Annotated in this window: 21 protein-coding genes; 10 read left to right on the forward strand and 11 right to left on the reverse strand. The window is 66.7% G+C overall.

The features are described from left to right. The first annotated feature begins 89 nt into the window (after positions 1-89). The 8 genes from AC1DEZ_RS24040 (at position 90) to AC1DEZ_RS24075 (ending at position 6,665) form a co-directional block, all read left to right on the forward strand. Positions 90-251 (forward strand): hypothetical protein, encoded by a 162-nt coding sequence (locus AC1DEZ_RS24040; RefSeq protein WP_441513681.1) that lies wholly within the window; start codon positions 90-92, stop codon positions 249-251. A gap of 55 nt (positions 252-306) precedes the next feature. Then, positions 307-1,596: a UDP-N-acetylglucosamine 1-carboxyvinyltransferase gene (gene murA / locus AC1DEZ_RS24045; RefSeq protein ID WP_441513682.1), complete on the forward strand. Its 1,290-nt coding sequence runs from the start codon at positions 307-309 to the stop codon at positions 1,594-1,596. Between the two features lie 45 nt (positions 1,597-1,641). Next, the gene (locus AC1DEZ_RS24050) at positions 1,642-2,088 is read left to right on the forward strand and encodes a DUF2948 family protein (protein ID WP_441513683.1); all 447 of its coding nucleotides are present in this window, start codon (positions 1,642-1,644) and stop codon (positions 2,086-2,088) included. Positions 2,089-2,296: 208 nt separating this feature from the next. Then, entirely contained in the window at positions 2,297-3,589 is a 1,293-nt protein-coding gene (gene hisD, locus AC1DEZ_RS24055) for a histidinol dehydrogenase (RefSeq protein ID WP_441513684.1), read from the forward strand. A 37-nt stretch (positions 3,590-3,626) separates the two neighbouring features. Then, positions 3,627-4,115: a UPF0262 family protein gene (locus tag AC1DEZ_RS24060; RefSeq protein ID WP_441513685.1), complete on the forward strand. Its 489-nt coding sequence runs from the start codon at positions 3,627-3,629 to the stop codon at positions 4,113-4,115. Between the two features lie 101 nt (positions 4,116-4,216). After that, positions 4,217-4,621 (forward strand): arsenate-mycothiol transferase ArsC, encoded by a 405-nt coding sequence (locus AC1DEZ_RS24065; protein WP_441513717.1) that lies wholly within the window; start codon positions 4,217-4,219, stop codon positions 4,619-4,621. A 320-nt stretch (positions 4,622-4,941) separates the two neighbouring features. Further along, positions 4,942-5,211, forward strand: a complete 270-nt coding sequence (locus tag AC1DEZ_RS24070) for a hypothetical protein (RefSeq protein ID WP_441513686.1) — start codon at positions 4,942-4,944, stop codon at positions 5,209-5,211. Further along, positions 5,208-6,665, forward strand: coding sequence for a methyl-accepting chemotaxis protein (locus AC1DEZ_RS24075; RefSeq protein WP_441513687.1), 1,458 nt, complete (start codon positions 5,208-5,210; stop codon positions 6,663-6,665). Before AC1DEZ_RS24070 ends, AC1DEZ_RS24075 begins: the two co-directional genes overlap by 4 nt. On the opposite strand, the gene AC1DEZ_RS24080 is transcribed toward AC1DEZ_RS24075, so the two are convergent. The 6 genes from AC1DEZ_RS24080 to AC1DEZ_RS24105 all read right to left on the reverse strand — a co-directional run bounded on the left by AC1DEZ_RS24080 (position 6,666) and on the right by AC1DEZ_RS24105 (position 14,381). Next, on the reverse strand, positions 6,666-7,883 hold the full coding sequence (locus AC1DEZ_RS24080; protein WP_441513688.1) for a phosphopentomutase: 1,218 nt from the start codon (positions 7,881-7,883) through the stop codon (positions 6,666-6,668). A gap of 2 nt (positions 7,884-7,885) precedes the next feature. Next, positions 7,886-9,514 (reverse strand): ABC transporter ATP-binding protein, encoded by a 1,629-nt coding sequence (locus AC1DEZ_RS24085; RefSeq protein ID WP_441513689.1) that lies wholly within the window; start codon positions 9,512-9,514, stop codon positions 7,886-7,888. Further along, entirely contained in the window at positions 9,511-10,686 is a 1,176-nt protein-coding gene (locus AC1DEZ_RS24090) for an ABC transporter permease (RefSeq protein ID WP_441513690.1), read from the reverse strand. The genes AC1DEZ_RS24085 and AC1DEZ_RS24090 overlap by 4 nt, the downstream gene beginning before the upstream one ends. Positions 10,687-10,688: 2 nt before the next feature. Then, positions 10,689-11,774, reverse strand: a complete 1,086-nt coding sequence (locus AC1DEZ_RS24095) for a microcin C ABC transporter permease YejB (RefSeq protein WP_441513691.1) — start codon at positions 11,772-11,774, stop codon at positions 10,689-10,691. Between the two features lie 7 nt (positions 11,775-11,781). Continuing rightward, positions 11,782-13,650 carry an extracellular solute-binding protein gene (locus AC1DEZ_RS24100; RefSeq protein WP_441513692.1) on the reverse strand — a complete coding sequence of 623 codons (1,869 nt, stop codon included), beginning with the start codon at positions 13,648-13,650 and terminating at the stop codon, positions 11,782-11,784. Between the two features lie 188 nt (positions 13,651-13,838). Then, a complete protein-coding gene (locus AC1DEZ_RS24105; RefSeq protein WP_441513693.1) occupies positions 13,839-14,381 on the reverse strand; it encodes a c-type cytochrome in 543 nt (180 codons plus the stop codon). A gap of 202 nt (positions 14,382-14,583) precedes the next feature. Between AC1DEZ_RS24105 and AC1DEZ_RS24110 the strand changes: the two genes are divergently transcribed. After that, complete coding sequence (locus AC1DEZ_RS24110) at positions 14,584-15,318, forward strand: 3-deoxy-manno-octulosonate cytidylyltransferase (protein ID WP_441513694.1); 735 nt, start codon at positions 14,584-14,586, stop codon at positions 15,316-15,318. Positions 15,319-15,398: 80 nt separating this feature from the next. Next, positions 15,399-16,253: a prephenate dehydratase gene (locus AC1DEZ_RS24115; RefSeq protein WP_441513695.1), complete on the forward strand. Its 855-nt coding sequence runs from the start codon at positions 15,399-15,401 to the stop codon at positions 16,251-16,253. 39 nt (positions 16,254-16,292) lie between these two features. Here AC1DEZ_RS24115 and AC1DEZ_RS24120 read toward each other — a convergent pair whose 3' ends face one another. The 5 genes from AC1DEZ_RS24120 to mmsB all read right to left on the reverse strand — a co-directional run bounded on the left by AC1DEZ_RS24120 (position 16,293) and on the right by mmsB (position 20,127). Beyond that, entirely contained in the window at positions 16,293-16,520 is a 228-nt protein-coding gene (locus tag AC1DEZ_RS24120; RefSeq protein WP_441513718.1) for a helix-turn-helix domain-containing protein, read from the reverse strand. Positions 16,521-16,610: 90 nt separating this feature from the next. Next, the gene (hpxZ, locus tag AC1DEZ_RS24125; protein ID WP_441513696.1) at positions 16,611-17,015 is read right to left on the reverse strand and encodes an oxalurate catabolism protein HpxZ; all 405 of its coding nucleotides are present in this window, start codon (positions 17,013-17,015) and stop codon (positions 16,611-16,613) included. After that, complete coding sequence (locus AC1DEZ_RS24130) at positions 17,012-18,184, reverse strand: amidase (RefSeq protein WP_441513697.1); 1,173 nt, start codon at positions 18,182-18,184, stop codon at positions 17,012-17,014. Before AC1DEZ_RS24130 ends, hpxZ begins: the two co-directional genes overlap by 4 nt. A gap of 55 nt (positions 18,185-18,239) precedes the next feature. Further along, complete coding sequence (nudC, locus tag AC1DEZ_RS24135; protein ID WP_441513698.1) at positions 18,240-19,196, reverse strand: NAD(+) diphosphatase; 957 nt, start codon at positions 19,194-19,196, stop codon at positions 18,240-18,242. 43 nt (positions 19,197-19,239) lie between these two features. Continuing rightward, positions 19,240-20,127: a 3-hydroxyisobutyrate dehydrogenase gene (gene mmsB / locus AC1DEZ_RS24140; RefSeq protein WP_441513699.1), complete on the reverse strand. Its 888-nt coding sequence runs from the start codon at positions 20,125-20,127 to the stop codon at positions 19,240-19,242. Positions 20,128-20,134: the final 7 nt, after the last annotated feature.

A 20,134-nucleotide genomic window follows, 5' to 3' on the forward strand; every position in this document is an offset into this window, starting at 1 on the left:
GGCGGATGTGGGGGTAACCATGGCGCCGCGAATTCGCCGCGTTCCCGCGTTCAAACAGCCAAGTTGCAAAACACCGCCGAGCTGATGCCGTGACCCGCCAGACAGCCGAGGACGAGAAGCAGGCGCGCCTTGCCGCCGCGCTCCGCGAGAACCTGAAGCGCCGCAAGGCCCAGGCTCGCGCTCGCCGCTCGGAGGAGGCGGGGACGCAGAAGCCGGCGCCGCCCGCTCAGGCCGAACCTCCCCGGTCCTGACCTCCCTTACTCACATGGGCTGCCGGGTTTCCGTGCGGCCGAGCAGGACCTGACGATGGACAAGATCCGCATCACCGGCGGCCAGCGCCTCAATGGCGCGATTCCGATTTCGGGCGCCAAGAACGCCGCCTTGCCGCTGATGATCGCGAGCCTGCTGACCGACGAGACCTTGACGCTGACCAATGTGCCGCGCCTCTCGGACGTCACCGCCCTCTCGCGCATCCTGTCCAATCACGGCGTCGATCGCACCGTCGCCGGCAAGCGCATCGGCCAGTCCGCCGAGACCGGCCAGAACATCTCGCTGACAGCGCGTCAGATCGTCGATACCTGCGCGCCCTACGAACTGGTTTCGACCATGCGGGCGAGCTTCTGGGTGATCGCGCCGATCCTTGCCCGCATGGGCGAGGCCAAGATCTCGCTGCCGGGCGGCTGCGCCATTGGCACGCGGCCGGTCGATCTGCTGCTCATGGCCCTGGAGAAGCTCGGCGCCGAGATCGTGATCGAGAATGGCTACGCGCTGGCGCGTGCGCCCAAGGGGCTGAAGGGTGGCGAGATCGTCTTCCCGAAGGTCACGGTCGGCGGCACGCACACCGCCTTGATGGCCGCGGTCCTTGCTGACGGCACCACTGTGATCGAGAATGCTGCGCGCGAGCCCGAAGTCACCGACCTCGCCGCCTGCCTCGTCAAGATGGGTGCCAAGATCGAGGGTGCCGGTAGCTCGCGGATCGTCGTGACTGGCGTTTCTCGCCTCGGCGGCGCACACCACACCGTCCTGCCGGACCGCATCGAGACCGGCACCTATGCCATGGCGGTGGCCATGACCGGCGGCGATGTCGTGCTGGAGGGCGCGCGCGCCGACCTGCTTCAGTCCGCGCTCGACGTGCTGACCAAGGCCGGTGTCGAGGTGGATGAGACCAATGAAGGCATTCGCGTGCGCCGCAACGGCCGCGGCATCGAGGCGGTCGATGTCGATACCGATCCCTTCCCCGGCTTCCCAACCGATCTGCAGGCGCAGTTCATGGCGCTGATGACCAAGGCCAAGGGCACCTCGCGCATTCGCGAGACCATCTTCGAAAACCGCTTCATGCATGTGCAGGAACTCGCCCGGCTCGGCGCGAAGATCCGGCTCGACGGCGACGTCGCCCATGTCGAGGGTGTCGAGAAGCTCACCGGCGCGCCGGTGATGGCGACCGATCTGCGTGCTTCGGTCTCGCTCGTCATCGGCGGCCTCGCCGCCGAAGGCGACACCACCATCAACCGCGTCTATCATCTCGACCGCGGCTTCGAGGCCCTTGAGGCCAAGCTCACGCGCTGCGGCGCGGTGGTTGAGCGCATCAGCAGTTGATTCTGGACTGTTGATTTTCTCGAGGCGGCTCGGCAGAACACGATCATGTCAGACGATGCCGCCGATCCACTTAAGCTCATCGCGCTCGATGCAGACGATCTCGCGGTCGTCTCGGCGCATCTTCAGGACGCGGTGCTGAAGGCCGCCGATCTTCGCTACCTGCCGGCCGAGAAGCGCTTTGCGCTCGCTTTGCGCCGGTTCGACTGGGAGGGGGCGCAGCACGGCAAGCGCCGTCGCCGGCTGGCGGCGCTGCATTTCGACCGGGTGCTCTCGGTGCGCAGCGCCAAGCTCGACAAGAACGATCCGGACAAGGTGCTGAACCTTCTCGCCATCACCTTCGACCAGGGTGATGATCCCGCTGGTGACGTAACGCTGAATTTCTCCGAAGGCGCCGCGATCCGCCTCTCCGTCGAATGCGTGGAGGCCCAGATGAAGGACCTCGGGCCGGTCTGGGAAGCCGTGGCGACGCCCGGCCATCCCAACGGCGCCTGACGAGGCGGCTCGCTCGCCAGTTTTCCGGCCCTGCCGGCTTCAAGCCGCGACAGCCTTCGTCTAAGAACGCGCCGTCATCCTGGACAGGCCGCCAAGCGGCGCCGACCGAGGATCCGTCGAAGGCCTGGGCTGCCATGATGGATTCCGGGCTTGTGCTGCGCTACGCCCGGAATGACGGCTATAAATCCGGATAAGCCCGAGGATGCCAATGCCGATCAGGCTCGACGACAGGGACGCAGGTTTCGCAGAAGGCTTCGCCGCTCTGCTGTCCGCCAAGCGTGAGGTCTCTGAGGAGGTCGATCGGATCGCGGCCGATATGATCGCCGAGGTGCGCGCAAAGGGCGACGCCGCGCTCATCGGTTACACCAGCCGCTTCGATAAGCTGGACCTCACACCGGGGACACTGCGCGTCGACGAAGCCGAGATCGACGCCGCAGTTGCTGCCTGCTCCGCCGAATTGCTCGTGGCGCTGGAGACCGCCCGCGAACGCATCGCCACCTACCACGAACGCCAGAAGCCGACGGATTCCTGGGTCAAGGATGCCGCGGGCGTCGAAGCCGGCTGGCGCTGGAGCGCGATCGAGGCGGTCGGTCTCTATGTGCCCGGTGGCACGGCGAGTTACCCATCTTCGGTGCTGATGAACGCGATCCCCGCCAAAGTCGCCGGCGTGCCGCGCATCGTCATGGTCGCCCCGACACCGCGCGGCGAAACCAATCCGCTCGTGCTCGCGGCTGCGCGGCTCGCCGGTGTCGACGAGATCTATCGCATCGGCGGTGCTCAGGCCGTCGCGGCGCTCGCCTATGGCACGGAAAGCATCGCGCCGGTCGCCAAGATCGTCGGCCCCGGCAACGCCTATGTCGCGGCAGCCAAGCGCCGCGTCTTCGGCCAGGTCGGTATCGATATGATCGCCGGCCCGTCCGAAGTGCTGGTGATCGCCGATCGCACCGCCAATCCGGACTGGATCGCGGCCGATCTGCTGGCGCAGGCCGAGCATGACGTCTCGGCCCAGTCGATCCTGATGACGGACGATGCCGCGCTCGCTGCCGAGGTCGAGAAGGCGGTCGCGGCCCAGCTCGCGACGCTGCCGCGCGCCGAGATCGCCGGCAGGAGCTGGCAGGAATTCGGTGCCATCCTGCTGGTCGCCGATCTCGAAGCGGCCGTGCCGCTGGTGGACCGCATCGCGCCCGAGCATCTCGAGATCATGACGGCCGAGCCCGAGCGCCTGGCCGGCCTCATCCGCAATGCCGGGGCGATCTTTCTCGGCGGTCATACGCCCGAGGCGATCGGCGACTATGTCGGCGGCCCCAACCATGTGCTGCCGACGGCGCGCTCGGCGCGCTTCTCATCGGGCCTCGGCGTCGGCGACTTCATGAAGCGAACCTCGCTGCTGAAATGCGGCCCCGATGGCCTGCGGGCCCTGGCTTCGGCCGCGACGCAACTCGCCGAATCGGAGGGGTTGCAGGCGCATGGCCGATCCGTGACGATCAGGCTCAATCTCTGAGCGTCGGTCACTGAGCGACGCCGCAGCGGGAGGGGCGATGCCCGACGTTTCGACTTCCAACAAGCAGTGCCTTGTCGGCGTCACACTCGACGAGAACTCGCTGGGGCGCGGCTCGCCCGATCAGGAGCATGAGCGCGCGGTCGCGATCTACGACCTGATCGAGCGCAACCGCTTCGTCGTGCCGGAGCATGATGGCGGGCCCTATCTCGCCCATCTCGCCATGGTCGAGCGGCGCCTCGTCTTCGAGGTCAAGGAAGCGGACGGCGCGGCCGTCGTTACCCACCATCTCTCGCTCAGCCCGTTCCGGCGCATCATCAAGGACTACGAGCTGATCTGCGAGAGCTACTACGCCGCGATCCGCACGGCGACGCCGACGCAGATCGAGGCGATCGACATGGGCCGGCGCGGCCTCCACGACGAGGCGGCCGGCATCCTGGCCGAGCGACTCGCCAACAAGGTGGAGATCGATTTCGACACGGCCCGCCGCCTCTTCACGCTGATCTATGCCCTCCACTGGAAGGGCTGACGCGCTTGGAGCACAGGATCTCTTCAGGCGAGGTGGAAGCCGGTTCGCGTGAAGACGATGCGGCGCAGGGCCTGCCGCGCAAGATCCAGAGCGTGCTGTTCATGTGTGCGATGAACGCCGTGCGCTCGCCCATGGCCGAGGCGCTGGCCAAGCACTTCTTCGGAAAGTCGATCTATGTCCAGTCGGCCGGTGCCCGCAAAGGCGAACCCGATGGGTTCGCGCTCGCGGTTCTCGACGAGATCGGCATCGATCTCAGCCGCCACAAGCCGAAATCGGTCGAGGAGCTGGAGGAGTGGGAAGGGCTCAACTTCGACCTGATCATCTCGCTCTCGCCCGAGGCGCATCACAAGGCGCTGGAGCTCACCCGCACCCACGCCGCCGAGGTCGAATACTGGCCGACCGTCGATCCGACGGTGTTCCAGGGCTCGCGCGAGCAGAAGCTCGAAGCCTATCGCGAAGTCCGCGACACGCTGATCAAGCGGATCAAGCAGCGTCTCCAGCGCTAAGAGGCGCATGCGCTGCCCCGCAGCGCATGCGCCTCGGCCGATCCGTCTAGCCAGGTCGAGGCTGCGCGCAACCCATTGAGGATCAGGTCGAGCGGGCGGCCGCGCCCGTGCCGGCGCCGCCCCTCATCGCAAGCAGATGAAGCGTTTAAGTGAAATTTTACGCAGTTCCGCTTGGGTTCCGGCGAGCGGCCGTCTCACATTGGTTCCAGCCTATGCCTTCAGTCCCCGTCCCGGAGCCTTGCGCGTCGCGCGAGGATAGGCTGTCGTTTTCCGGTGGCCTCGCGGTTGTCTGCCTTTGCCTGATCGTCAGCGTCGGAGCCATGGCAAGCCTGCCGCGCGCGCAGGACGGCAAAGTGCCCGGGGCGATCGTCTTTCCGCCCTGGGTCAGTGCGGCCGAAGCGATTTCCCTCAGCCTTGCGACGGGTCATCGCGTCCTGCGCAGCGGGCGGCTGCCTTCGATCGTCGTGGTCGCGCCCACGGCCCCGGCCGATGTTGCGGCCGCGCTCCCGCCGGGCGCCTGGTTCTCGCTTGTTCTGACAGGCCTGGCCGGCTGCCTCGATGCCTCCGCCGCGATGGAACCCTCGCGATGATATGGTCGCTTTCCACCGTTCGCCGCAGGGTAGCGCAGGTCCTGCTCGCGCTCGGATTCCTGCATGTGCCGCTTCTCGCGCTGGCTTTCTGGGCCCATGACGAGACCGGGCTCGTTTCCGTCGCGGTAGCGGCTTTGGCCGCTCTTCTGGCGCTGGCGTGCTACCGCCTGAACGGGCCGGCGATCGTGACCCAGCTCGTCATCGCGACGATGTTGATCGGGCAGGTCTCGATGCTGGTCTTCAGCTTTGCCGGCAATTCCTGGCAGCCGGACATGCATATGTACTATTTCGCGATCCTGGCTTTGCTCGCAGGGTTCTGCGACTGGCGGCCGATCGTGTTGGGCGCCTTGCTGACGGCGCTGCATCATCTCGTCCTGCAATATGTCTTGCCGGCTGCGGTGTTCTATCAGGGCGGCAGCTTGCTCAGGGTTCTGCTGCATGCAGTGATCGTCGTCATCGAAACGTCCTTCCTTGCTATGTTGGCGGTGATCCTGCAGCGCATGTTCACGATGAACGAGGCGAATCTCGCGCGGGCCGAAGCTGTGGCCGAGCGCGAGCGCGTCGCAGGCGAGAAGGAACGCAATCTGGCGGAAGAGCTGGGTCGCCGGGCCGGAAAACTGCGCGATGTCGTATCTGGTTTTCATGTCCAGATGGAGCAGGCCATGGCGGTGCTCGATCATTCCGCTGTCGCGATGAAGACCGAGGCCGGCGCCTTGACCAGCACCTCCGATCAGGTACGGCGGCAGACCGCGCTGGTTTCCGCCTCGGCGGCGGGTACGATGGAGAGCATCGAGCATCTCTCGGCGGCGAGCACGGAGCTCGTCGCCTCGATCGGCGAGATCGGCCGCAACGCCGGCCATTCCGCCGATGGCGCGAAATCGGCCGCCTCGCTGGCGCGCCATGCCAGTGCGGAAATCGAGAATCTCGCGCATAGCAGCGAGAATGTCGGCGCCGTGGTCGAGATCATTCGCGGCATCGCGGCACAAACCAGCATGCTCGCGCTCAATGCTACGATCGAGGCGGCGCGTGCCGGAGAGATGGGGCGCGGTTTCGCAGTCGTCGCCAGCGAGGTGAAGACGCTCTCTTCCCAGACCGCGAAGGCGACCGACGAGATCTCGCACCAGATCGGCGCGATGCAGCAGGCTTCACAGCGTTCGCTCAAGGCCATCCGCGAGATCGTCGAGTCGATCGGCGAGGTCGAGAGCGTCGCCGATGCGATCGCGCTTTCCGTCGGCGAGCAAAGCCGGGCAACCGCCGAAATCGCGCATCAGGTGCGGCTGTCCTTCCAGGGAGCACAGCAAAGCGCCGACGTCGCCGGCGGCTTCGAGGTCATGACGCAACAGACCCATGGCGCCGCTCAGCAGCTTCAGGGTGCCGCGAACGTGCTGGCTCAGCAGGCGCAGGATATCCGCCGCGAGGTCGCGAGCTTCTGCAATCGGGTCGCCGCTGCCTGACTACCAGTGGCGGCCGGGCCCGACCGGTCCGACGCCGAGGAAGACGCCAAGGCTCGCCGCGATATCGGCGAAGCTTTCGCGCCGACCGAGCGGCTCCGGCGCGATACCTGGCCCGAAGGCGAGGATCGGCACGTGCTCGCGGGTATGGTCGGTGCCGGGCCAGCTCGGATCGTTGCCGTGGTCGGCTGTGATGACGGCGATGTCGCCCGGCCTCAGCGCGGCTTCGATATGGGGCAGAAGCCGGTCGAAGGCTTCCAGCGCCGCCGCATAGCCCGGAATGTCGCGCCGATGGCCGTATTCGGTGTCGAAATCGACGAGGTTCACGAAACAGAAGCCGCCATCGTGCAGCCCGTCCCAGGCTTCGAGCGCCGCCTCGACCATGGCCGCATTGCCGAAGGGCTTGATCTCGGTGCCGGTAGCGCGATGGGCGAAGATGTCGCCGATCTTGCCGATGGTGACGACCGTGCGACCCTGCGCCGTCAGTCGATCGAGAAGTGTCTCATCCGGCGGCGGGATGGCGAAGTCCTTGCGGTTGCCCGTGCGGGTGAAGCCCTCTTCCGGCGAGCCGATGAAGGGCCGCGCGATCACGCGCCCGATCCGCAGCGGATCGACGAGACCGCGCACGACCTTGCAGAGCGCATAGAGCCGGTCGAGCCCGAAATGCTCCTCGTGCGCCGCGATCTGGAGAACGGAATCGACCGAAGTGTAGCAGATCGGCTTGCCCGTCCGGATATGCTCGGCTCCAAGCTCCTCGATGATCACCGTGCCAGAGGCGTGCTTGCTGCCGAGGATGCCGGGCAGCGCGCCTTCCTTGACGATGCCGGCGATCAGCTCCGGCGGAAAGGAGTTCTCAAGGTCTGTGAAATAGCCCCATTGGAACGGCACAGGGCAACCGGCGATCTCCCAATGGCCGGACGGCGTGTCCTTGCCCTGGCTGACCTCGACGCCATAGCCCCAGCGGCCCTCCGGTCGCGCCGGCTTGGCGGCGCCGGCGAGCGGGCGGCCGGTCGAAGCTTCGCAGGCATGAGCGAGGCCGAGCCTCACGAGGTTCGGCAGCTGCAATGGACCGCTGCGCAGTCCTTCGCGGTCGCCCCGCCCGTCCGCGCAGGCTTCGGCGATATGGCCGAGCGTATCGGAGCCGGCATCGCCATAGACGGCTGCATCGGCCGCGCCGCCGCAGCCGACCGAATCCAGCACGATCAGGAGGGCACGAGCCATGGTCAGTCCCTCACCGAGCCGCCATTGGCGGTATCGAGGTTGAGCGCGGCCGCCAGCAGCGCCTGCGTATAGGCCTCGCGCGGCTGGGCGAAGATCGCCTCTGCCGGGCCTTCCTCGACCACCTTGCCGTTCTGCATCACCACCACCCGATGCGACAGCGCCCGCACGACCTTGAGGTCGTGGCTGATGAAGAGATAGCCCAGTTTGCGCCTAGTTTGCAGGCCGCGCAGCAATTCGACGATCTGAGCCTGCACGGACATGTCGAGTGCCGAGGTCGGCTCGTCTAACACCACGAATTTCGGATCGAGCGCCATGGCCCGCGCAATGGCGATGCGCTGGCGCTGGCCGCCGGAGAACTCGTGCGGATAGCGGTCCATCGCCGCCGGATCCAAGCCCACATCGGCGAGCGCCTGCGCCACGATCTCGCGGCGGCGCTGATAGGTGAGGTCGGGTTGCTGGATGGCGAGCCCCTCAGCGACGATCTCCGCCACCGACATGCGCGGCGAGAGCGAGCCGTAGGGGTCCTGGAAGACGACCTGGAGGTTCTTGCGCTTCGGCCGCACCTGCTCGCTTGAGAGCCCGTCGATGCGGTCGCCGAGGAAGACGATCGGCCCCTCAGAGGCGATCAGTCGGAGGATCGCCAGCCCCAGTGTGGTCTTCCCCGAGCCGGATTCCCCGACGATGCCCAGCGTCTCACCCTCGCGGACCTTTACCGAGATGCCGTCGACCGCCTTCACATGGCCGGTCACGCGGCGCAGCATGCCGGACTTGATCGGGAACCAGACCTTGACCGGCCCGGCTTCGAGCAGCGTCGCAGCGTCCGTCGGGACAGGGGAGGGGCGTCCCTTCGGCTCTGCGGCGAGCAGGCGCTTGGTATAGTCGTGCTGCGGATTGGCGAAGATCTCGCTGACCGGTCCCTGCTCGACGATCTTGCCCTTCAGCATCACGCAGACCCGGTCGGCGATGCGGCGGACGATGCCGAGATCATGGGTGATGAACAGCATCGCCATGCCCAGCCGTGCCTGAAGCTCCTTGAGCAGCTTCAGGATCTGGGCCTGCACGGTGACGTCGAGCGCCGTGGTCGGCTCGTCGGCGATCAGCAACTCCGGCTCGTTGGCGAGCGCCATCGCGATCATCACGCGCTGGCGCTGGCCGCCGGAGAGCTGGTGCGGATAGGCGTCCAGCCGGCTCCGCGCGTCGCGGATGCCGACCAGTTCCAGCAGCTCCAGGGTGCGGGCGCGGGCCTTCTCTCCGCGTAAGCCCTTGTGCAGTTCGAGGATCTCGCCGATCTGGCGCTCGATGCTGTGCAGCGGGTTGAGCGAGGTCATCGGCTCCTGGAACACCATCGTGATGTCGTTGCCGCGCACCTTGCGCATCGCGTCTTCGTCGGCGGCGATCAGGTCCTGTCCGTTGAACAGCACCTTGCCCGAGGGGTGATGCGCCGCCGGATAGTTCAGGAGCTTCAGGATCGACAGGGCCGAGACCGACTTGCCGGAGCCGGATTCCCCGACCAGCGCCAGCGTCTCGCCCTTGGCGATAGAGAAGGAGACATGATCGACCGCGAGCGTCTCCCGCCCGCCCTGGCGAAAGGCGACAGAGAGGTCCTCGACGGAGAGAAGCGGCGCGCTCATGCGAAGGTCTTCCGCGGGTCGAAGGCGTCGCGCACGGCTTCGCCGATGAAGATCAGCAGCGACAGCATCAGTGCGATCACCATGAAGCCGGAGAGGCCGAGCCAGGGCGCCTGAAGGTTCGCCTTGCCTTGTGCCAGCAGCTCGCCCAGCGAAGGGGAGCCCGGCGGCAGGCCGAAGCCGAGGAAGTCGAGCGAGGTCAGGGTGGTGATCGAGCCGTTGAGGATGAAGGGCAGGAAGGTCAGCGTAGCGACCATGGCGTTGGGCAGCAGGTGGCGCCACATGATGGTGCGGTTGGAGAGTCCGAGTGCGCGCGCCGCCCGTACATATTCGAAATTGCGCGCCCGCAGGAACTCGGCGCGCACGACGCCGACCAGGGCGACCCAGGAGAACAGCAGGAGGATGCCGAGCAGCACGAAGAAGCCGGGCGTGATGATCGCGGCCACGATGATCAGCAAATAGAGCGCGGGTATCGAGGTCCAGATCTCGATCAGGCGCTGGAAGATCAGGTCGGTCCAGCCGCCGAAATAGCCCTGTATCGCGCCTGCCGCGATGCCGATCACCGACGAGAAGGCACAGAGAATGAGGCCGAACAGCACGGAGATGCGGAAGCCGTAGATCAGCCGCGCGACCACGTCCCGGCCCTGATCGTCGGTGCCGAGCCAGTTCCATTCGAGGTCGCGGCAAGTTGAACCGCCATTGCGCTCCGCGATCGGCTTGCATTGCTCGTCCTTGAGCATCCAGGTCGGCGGGGCCGGGGCGGGCACCGGCAGGTCGAGATTATGCGTGCGGTAGGAGTAGCGGATCGGCGGCCAGATCGCGAAGCCGTTGGCCGCGATCTCCTTGGCGATGACCGGGTCGCGATAGTCGGTGGTGGCGAGGAAGCCGCCGAACTTCTCTTCGGGATAGTTCACCGCGATGGGGAACAGCCATTCGTCCTTGTAGCGCACGACGAGCGGCCGGTCGTTGGCGATGAACTCGGCGACGAGCGAGAGCAGGAACAGGGCGAGGAAGAGCCAGAGCGACCACCAGCCCCGCCTGTTCGCCTTGAAGTTGTTGAGCCGGCGCCGGTTGATCGGCGAGAGCTTGAGCCAGCCCTGCGTCGCCTCGGCCGGCGCGAGCGGGATGTCGCTGCGCAGGGCCGGGGGCGGGGCGTCGATCAGCGTGTCGCTCATGCTCACGCCTCCCGGCTCTCGAAATCGATGCGGGGATCGACCCAGCTATAGGTCAGGTCGGTGATCAGATGCACGACGAGGCCGATCAGCGAGAAGATGTAGAGATTGGCGAAGACGACGGGATAGTCGCGGTTGACGATCGCCTCGAAGGACAGCAGCCCAAGCCCGTCGAGCGAGAAGATCGTCTCGATCAGGAGCGCACCGGCGAAAAGCGCATGCACGAAGGCACCGGGGAAGCCGGCGATCACGATCAGCATCGCATTGCGGAAGACATGGCCGTAGAGCACGCCGCGCTCGCTGAGGCCCTTCATCCGCGCGGTCAGGACGTATTGCTTCCTGATCTCGTCGAGGAATGAGTTCTTGGTCAGTAGCGTCGAGGTGGCGAAGGCACCGAGCGCCATCGCCAGAACCGGCAGCGTGATGTGCCAGAGATAGTCCGTCACCTTCCCGAAGAGGCTGAGCTCCCCCCAGTTGTCGGAGGTGAGGCCCCTGAGCGGGAAGATCTGCCAGAAGGAGCCGCCGGCGAAGAGCACGATCAGGAGGATCGCGAAGAGGAAGCTCGGAATGGCATAGCCGACGATGACGACGGCGCTCGTCCAGGTGTCGAAGCGCGAGCCTTCCTTCACGGCCTTGCGGATGCCGAGCGGGATCGAGATCGCATAGGAGAGCAGGGTCATCCACAGGCCGAGCGTGATCGAGACCGGCAGCTTCTCCTTGATCAGCTGCAGTACGGGGGCATCGCGAAAATAGCTGCGGCCGAAATCGAAGCGGGCATAGTCGCCGAGCATCTTCAGGAAGCGCTCATGCGCCGGCTTGTCGAAGCCGAACTGCTTTTCCAACTCCTTGATGAAGGCGGGGTCGAGCCCCTGCGCTCCGCGATAGGCTGATGCCTCGCTTTGCGCGCCGGCATCGCCCATCTGGCCGCCGCCGACACGATCGGCCGCGCCGCTGTTGGGGTTCTGGAGCTGAGAGATCACGCGCTCGACCGGCCCGCCCGGCGCGAATTGCACGATGACGAAGGAGACGAACAGGATGCCGAACAGCGTTGGCACCATCAGCGCGAGGCGCCGGACGATATAGCTCAGCATGCCCGCGTCACGCCTTTCCGATCCGCTTGGCCTTCTCGGGATCGTACCACCAGATCGCCGGCGCGCCGGAGGAGAATTTCGGCTTGGTCGCCGGCCGGTCGTACATGTCCCAATAGGCCAGCCATTCCTCGTCGTTCCACCACATCGGAATCCAGTAGCGCCCCGCCCGCAGCAGCCGGTCGAGGCATTTGGCGGTGACGACGACCTCGGCATAGCTCTTGGCCTGGCCGACCTTCTCGATCATCGCGTCGATGGCGGGGTCGCTGATGCCGGCGGCATTGCGCGAGCCTCTGGTCTTCGCCGCTTCCGAGCCATAGACGATGCTGAGCGTGTCGCTGGGGATCGCGCCGCCTGAAAGCGCCCGGCTGATGATGTCGAAATCGAACTCGTCGAGGCGGCGCTGATACTGCGCGGGATCGACGAGGCGCGAGGTGGCGTTGATGCCGAGCCGCTTGAGATTGGCCTGGAAGGGCTGCGTATGCGGCTGCAGCGCCGGGGAGGAGTCGAGGAACTCGATCTCGAAGGGCTGGCCGTTCGGCAGCTTCAGCACATTGCCGTCGCGCTTGCAGCCGGCGGCGCGCAGCATTTCGTCGGCCTTGCGCAGCAGGTTGCGATCGCTGCCCGAGCCATCCGAGACCGGCGGCAGGAAGGGCTCGCCGAAGACCTCGTTCGGCACCTTGCCCCGCCAGGGCTCGAGCAGCGCCAACTCCTCCGGCGAGGGCTTGCCGACCGCCTTGGAATCCGAATTCTCGAAATAGGACGTCATGCGCTCATAGGAGCCGAACATGATGGTCTTGCGCGTCCATTCGAAGTCGAAGGCGAGGCCGAGCGCCTCGCGGATGCGCGGATCGGCGAATTTCTCGCGCCGCGTATTGTAGATCCAGCCCTGCGAGCCGACGGGCTCGGTTTTCGGCAGGGCCTCCTTCTTGACCTTGCCTTCATGGACTGCCGGGAAGTCGTAGCCCGTGGCCCAGATGCGCGAGGTGAATTCCTCCTGGAAGGTGATGGCCCCTGCCTTGAAGGCCTCGAAAGCCACTTGCCGGTCGCGGAAATACTCCCAGCGCACCCGGTCGAAATTGTTGGTGCCGATATTGACCGGCAGATCCTTGCCCCAATAGTCCGGTACGCGTTCGAATTCGATGAAGCGGCCCTGCTCGAAGCGCCCGACCTTGTAGGCGCCCGAGCCCAGCGGTGGCTCCAGGGTCGAGGCTGTGAAATCCCGCGTCGACCAGTATTTCTCGGAGAAGACCGGCAGGCCGGCGACGACGAGGTGCAGGTCGCGTCCGCGCTTCGGCGAGAGCGTCACTACGAGGATGTCGTCACCCTCGGCTTGCGACGAGGCGAGCTCGTTGAGCAGGAGCCGGTAAGACGGATGGCCCTTGGCCTTCAGGATATTCATCGAGAAGGCGGCATCGCGCGCCGTGACGCGTGAGCCGTCATGGAAGCGCGCTTCCGGCCGCAGGCGAAAGCGATAGGTCAGCTTGTCCGGCGATACTGCGACGCTCTTGGCCAGCAGCCCGTAGAGCGAGCCGGGCTCGTCGCCCGAGCCCGCCATCAGGCTGTCGAAGCAGGCATCCATGCCAGCCGCGCCATCGCCTTGCAGCACGAAGGTGTTGAGCGTGTTGAAGGTGTCGAAGCTCTGGTTTCCGCCTGCGCGCTTGATCTGGACGGTGAGCAGGCCACCCTTCGGCGCCTTGGGGTTCACATAGGCGAAATGCGGAAAATCGGGCGGCAGGGCGAGCTCGCCGAAAGTCGAAAGCCCGTGCGATTCGGCGTCCTGCGCCAGCGCCGCTCCGGAAAGGCCGGGCAGGGCGCCCGCGACCGCAGCAGTGCCTGCGGCTTCCAGCAATCTGCGGCGTGTGATGCGCATCGCCATCGTTTCGCGTCTCCGTCTGATTCGCCGTTGTCCTATCTCGCCTGAGCCGAGGGTTACGGCAATGGTCGGCAAGAGCCGGCATTAGCCGGATTGTGCGGGCAAGCCGAAGGCGGGAGCAAGGCGAGGGCCAAACAAAAAGCCGGGCAAAAGCCCGGCTTGTCGTAGCGAATGGTCGCAGCTCCCGCCGATCAGGGCTTCGGCAGCGGCTGCGGCGAATCCGCCAGCGAATTCAGATAGGCGACGACGTCGGCGCGGGTCTCGGGCTTGCTGATGCCGGCGAAGGCCATGGCGGTGCCGGGCACGTAAGCCTTCGGGTTCTTCAGGAAGTGGTCGAGCGCGTCGGCGTCCCAGTTCTTGTCGTTGCGGCCCTTCATCGCGGCCGAATAGCCGAAGCCCTCGACGGAGCCCTCGTTGCGGCCGAAGACGCCGAAGAGATGCGGGCCGACCTTGTTGGCGCCGCCCTTCTCGAAGGTGTGGCAGGCCTTGCAGGCGCCGGTGGCCTTCTCGCCCTTGGCCGGGTCGGCCTTGACGAGGCGAACGGCGATCGGCTCCTCAGCGGCGGCTGCAGGGGCGCCACCACCCGCGGCGGCCGGCTCCTCGCTCGGCAGATCGAAGCCCGGAACGGCCGGCTTCTTCGGCGCGAAGACGATGCCCGCCGCCATGTTGAGGCTCATCACGACAAGCAGCGTGGAAAGAACCGCGCCGGCGATCTTGTTGGCTTCGATATTCATCGTATCCGAACCTTGGTGCCCTCCGCGGCCGAGGCCCGGGAGACGAGTAGCGCATAGCCGGAGTCTCGAAAGCCTCCAGCCTCCGCCGTTGCTTAACCGCTTTGCGCGCTTCATTGCAACTCGTATAAGCACGCTCCGCTTTGAGACTTTTTGACGCCGTCCGCCGCAACCAGCAGCCTCCCTGTCGAGCCCGCCCACAAACATGTCGAATCCGCTGATCCTGATCCCCGCCCGCATGCAGGCAATGCGCTTGCCCGGCAAGCCGCTCGCCGACATCAACGGCGAGCCGATGATCGTGCATGTCTGGCGCCGGGCTATCGAATCCGGCGCCGGCGACGTCGCCGTGGCGACGGATGCGCCCGAGATCGCCGCCGCCGTCGAGGCGGCCGGGGGCAAGGCGGTGATGACCAGCGCCGGCCACCAGACCGGCTCGGACCGCATCAAGGAAGCCGCGGATATCCTCGACCCGCAGCGGCGCTACGACATCATCGTCAACGTGCAGGGCGATTTCCCGACGCTGGAACCCTCGGCCATCGCCGCGGCGGTGAAGCCGCTCGCCGATCCGGCTGTGGATATCGCGACGCTTGCAGGCGTGATCACCGACGAGGAAGAGAAGGTCGCGCCGAGCGTGGTGAAGCTGATCGGCAGCGAGATCGCGCCGGGCCACATGCGTGCGCTTTACTTTACGCGCGCTACCGCGCCGGCAGGAGAGGGGCCGCTCTATCACCATGTCGGCCTCTACGCCTATCGCCGTGCCGCACTCGATCGCTTCGTCAGCCTGCCGCAATCGCCGCTGGAACTGCGTGAGAAGCTCGAGCAGCTGCGCGCGCTCGAGGACGGCATGCGCATCGACGTCATGGTCATCGACCATGTGCCGCGCGGCGTCGACACGCCCCCCGATCTCGATCGCGCCCGCGCGATCCTGAAGTCCCGCTAAGGCCGTTCCAGCAAGACCGCATCGCGGCTTTGCGTTCGGAATTGCGTCAAAACAAGAAGCTGAGGAGCCTGAGAGTCCCCATGTCCTTCGTCGTGTCCTACCAGGGTGAGCCCGGAGCCTTCTCCTCGCAGGCGGCTCTCCAGGTGTTTCCGGACTGCGAGCTTCTGCCTTGCGCTACCTTCGAGGATGCTCTCGCCGCTGTGAGCGACGGCAAGGCGCGCTACGGCATGATCCCGATCGACAATTCGATCGCAGGCCGGGTCGCCGATATCCATCACCTGCTGCCGCGTTCCGGCCTGCACATCATCGGCGAGCATTTCCTGCCGATCCGCTTCCATCTGATGGGCGTCGAGGGCGCGACGCTGGCGACGGTGAAGACCGTACAGAGCCATATCCACGCGCTCGGTCAGTGCCGCAAGATCATCCGCAAGCTCGGCCTCAAGGCCGAGGTTGCGGCCGACACCGCCGGCTCCGCCCGGCAGGTCGCCGAGGCCAAGGACCTGACCCGCGCGGCGATCGCCCCCCGCATCGCGGCGGATGTCTACGGCCTCAACATCCTGATGGAGGATATCGAGGACGAGAAGCACAACACCACCCGCTTCGTCGTGCTTTCGAAATATCCGGAATATGCCCGCCAGGGCGCGGGCAAGACCGTGACGACGCTGATGTTCCGCGTCCGCAACATCCCGGCCGCGCTCTACAAGGCGATGGGCGGCTTCGCCACCAACGGCATCAACATGACCAAGCTGGAAAGCTACATGGTCGACGGCCTGTTCTCGGCGACGATGTTCTATGCCGATGTCGAGGGCCATCCCGACGACCCGGCGCTGAGGCGCGCGCTCGACGAACTCACCTTCTTCTCCAAGGAGATGAAGATCATGGGCGTCTATCCCGCCAGCGAGTTTCGCTCCACCATCGAGGAACCGGCGGAGTAGGAAACGCTGGTCGGCGAGCCCCCCGCTTTCGCCGGGGGCTCACGAAACCGAGCCCTGGGGCGGCTCCGGCACCTCGTAGCCCTCCGCCCCATAGCTGTTGATCTTGTTGCGCAGTGTGCGGATCGCGATGCCGAGCAGATTGGCGGCATGCGTGCGATTGCCGCCGGTTTCCCGCAACGTGGCGAGAATCAGGTCGCGTTCGACATCGGCGACAGGCAGACCGACGAGCTGCTCCACGGCGGCGTGCTCAGGATCGAGGTCGTGCATGGTCACGGTCCTTTCCGAGCCCCCCAAAGCCCCAGGACCATGCAAGGGGGCGCCCTTGATGGTTAAGGAGTGGTAAAGACGGGCGCCACTTTACCAGGGGCGCGGGCCCTCCATCGTCGAGACATGGGCCGAGACGACCTTCCAGCCGAGATCGGGAAAACGCACCCAGGTCTGGCTCTGGCGGCCGATGATTTCGCGCCCGCGCACCTTGAACTCGAGGTTGACCGTGGCCAGGTCGCGGCCCAGCGTCAGAATCTCCAGCCGGATCCGCTTTTCCTTGATGCCCGGTCCCGGCGGCCGCGCGACGCGGTGGCCGTGGATCTCCTCGAAGCCGTAGCCGTTCTCGCCGAGCGCGTAGCGGATGGTGTAGGGGCTGTTCCAGAAGGAGGCGTCGAGCACGTCGACGTCCTTGTCGATGAGAGCCTGTTCGTAGCGCTCGAACAATGCGCTGATCTCGGCGACGATTTCGGGCCGGTTCGGGGTCAGGTCAGTCACGAGGCTGCTTCCATGGCTTGGGCGACGGCGATCAGGCTGGCATCGGTGCCGCGCCCGCCGATGATCGAGAGACCGATGGGAGCGCCATCCACCGTCGCGCCGGGGATGCTCACCTGCGGCGAGCCGGTGAGTCCGCCCTGGGCGCAGAGACAGGTGATGCGGTCGCGCATCGGCTGCAGCTGCGGTATCGACAGGCCGCGCAGCGGCGCCGGGAATGGCGTCGTCGGCAGGCAGAGGATCGTGCCGGGCGGCAGCAGATAGCGCAGCCGCGCCCGCGCTTCTTCGCGCATCAGCGCCGCCCAGTTTTGCTCGCTCATCGACACCTGCGAGCCGGCGAGCAGCCCGGCCGCGACGCTGAAGGCCATGCGCGGATTGTGCCGCTCGATCCAGGGCTTGAAGGTCTGCCAGGCTTCGACCGGCTGCAGGCTGCGCTGCGCCCGCGCCCAGACCGAAAGCCCCTGCGGCGCCATGATCTCCTCGCGCGCCGGCCCGATGATCCGCTCAAGCTTCCGGAGCATCGGACGCAGCGCCTCGGCCACCTGAGGATCGGCGAAGCCGAAGGCATCGACGGCGAGCAGGAGCTTCGTCGGTAGCGGTCCGGGCGCTTCGCCCAGCATGACGCTGCTCACCCGCGCGAAGGTCCCGGCATCGCGCGCGAACCAGCCCGCCGTATCCGAGCCGGGCGCCTGCGGCATCAACCCGGTCAGGTCCAGCCGGCCATGCGTCGGCCGGATGCCGTAGAGCCCGCAGAAGCTCGACGGCACCCGCACCGAGCCGCCCGTGTCGGTTCCGAGCGCGGTGTCGCACAGGCCTGCCGCGACCGCGGCGGCCGAGCCCGAGGAGGAGCCGCCCGGCACGCGCTCGGGCGCAGCGCTGTTCGTCGGCGTGCCGTCGAACGCGTTTTCGCCGAGGATGCCGAGCGAGACCTCGTCGGTGATGGTCTTGCCGACGAAATCCGCCCCTGCATCCAGCAGCGCCTGCACCGCCCAGGCATGGCGTGTCGGAATGGGGTTCGCCTTGGCCCAGTCGTGATTGCCGCCGCCGGTCGGCAGCCCGGCGACGTCGAACAGATCCTTGACTGCAAAGGTCAGTCCGGACAGCGGGCCGCCGGAATCGCCGGCAATGCGGGCGCGCGGCCCGGCTACGAAGGCGTTGACCGGGTCCGTCATCCAAGGCTCCGCAAAGGCTGTTCGTCAGTCGAGATGGCGCAGGGCCCGCAGCGTGTCAGATCCGCTCGCCTTCGAGCGCCCAGGCCCGCACCAGCGTGTTGGCGATGGCGATATGCTGCGGGCAGGCGAGGCCGTCGGGATGTGCGCCGTCCAGCATCTGCAGCACCTCTTCGCGCGGGAACCAGCGCCCGGCTTCGAGCTCGGTCATATCGAGGGTGATCTCGTCGCCGAGCGCCTCGGCGATGCAGCCGACCATGATCGAGGAGGGGAAAGGCCAGGGCTGCGAGGCGAGGTAGCGGACCTTGCCGACACGCAGGCCGGCCTCCTCCCAGCTCTCGCGGCGCACGGCATCCTCCAGCGTTTCGCCCGGCTCGACGAAGCCGGCGATGCAGGAATACATGCCCGGTGCGAAGCGGGCCTGCCGTGCCAGCAGGCAGTTCTCGCCGCGTGTGACCAGCATGATCACGACGGGGTCGGTGCGCGGGAAATGCATCGCGCCGCAGGCGGTGCATTCACGCCGCCAGCCCGCAGCCCCGGCGACGGCCGGCCCGCCGCATTGTGCGCAGAAGCGGTGGCGGGCGTGCCAGTCGAGCACGGCCTTGGCTTCGCCGAGCGGCCCGACCTCCTCCTCCGGCACCATGCGCTTCAGCGCGACCGAGCGAAGATCGGTCAGGAGCAGCTCGGCCCGCTCCTTCAGCGGCTCGATCAGGGCCTTGTCGAGCAGGCGGGCGAAGCGCGGCGCGCCGTCCTCTGCCATGCCAAGGAAGATTTCCTCGGCGGCGGGGCCGAGCATTTCGGTCTCACCATGCGTGAACCAGACCGAAAGCGCCTCGCCCTCGAGCCGCTTCAGGACGGGTGTTTCGCCGGCCACCGCCACGATCCGTGTGTCGGAGCGGTGACGCAGCGCCGTCACCGCATCATGCTTGCTGCGCAGATCCTCGCGCCGGTCGAGCCGATTGATCGCGAACCCGGTGAGGGCGGAGCGTTCGCGGCGGAGCGGGGCGTCGTTCATGTCTTGGGTCTAGACCCGCGGCACCCTGCCGCGCAAGCGCCTCTCAGGCCTCTCCGCGGCCGCGGAGTAGATGGATGATCCCAGAGAAATCCGTGCCGCCTTCGCCCCAGGCGTTGTGCAGGCCGAAGAGCTGGGCGGCCGCCGCGCCGAGCGGGGTCGAGGCCCCGGCCGCCTGCGCGGCTTCCTGCGCCAGCTTCAGATCCTTCAGCATCAGCGCCGAGGCGAAGCCGGGCTTGTAGTCGTTGTTGGCGGGCGAGGTCGGCACTGGGCCCGGCACCGGGCAATAGGTCGTCAGCGACCAGCACTGGCCCGACGAGGTCGAGGCCACGTCGAACAGCGCCTGATGCGACAGGCCGAGCTTCTCCGCCAGCACGAAGGCCTCGGAGACGCCGATCATCGAGATGCCCAAGATCATGTTGTTGCAGATCTTGGCGGCCTGTCCGTTTCCGGCGCCGCCACAATGCACGATCTTGCGGCCCATTTTGGCGAGGATCGGCTCGCCCTTGTCGAAAGCGTCGGTCGCGCCGCCGACCATGAAGGTCAGCGTTGCGCCCTTGGCGCCGCCGGTGCCGCCAGAGACGGGAGCGTCCAGCGAGAGGCAGCCGTGCTCGGCCGCCAGCGCATGCGCCTTGCGCGCGCTTTCGACATCGATGGTCGAGGAATCGATCAGCAGCGTGCCGGGCTTCACCACCGGCAGGATGTCGGCCCAGACCGAGAGCACATGCTTGCCGGCCGGCAGCATGGTCACCACGATCTCCGCATCGGCCACGGCGTCCTTTGCCGAGCCGGAGATTCCGACGCCGAGCTCGGCGGCGGCATTGCGCGAGGCCTCGACCAGATCGAAGGCTTTGACGCTGTGCCCGGCCTTGACGAGGTTCCCGGCCATGGGGCCACCCATATTGCCGAGGCCGATGAAGGCGATGTTGGTCATGGTCGTT

This window comes from Allobosea sp. 10L422 (assembly GCF_056395345.1).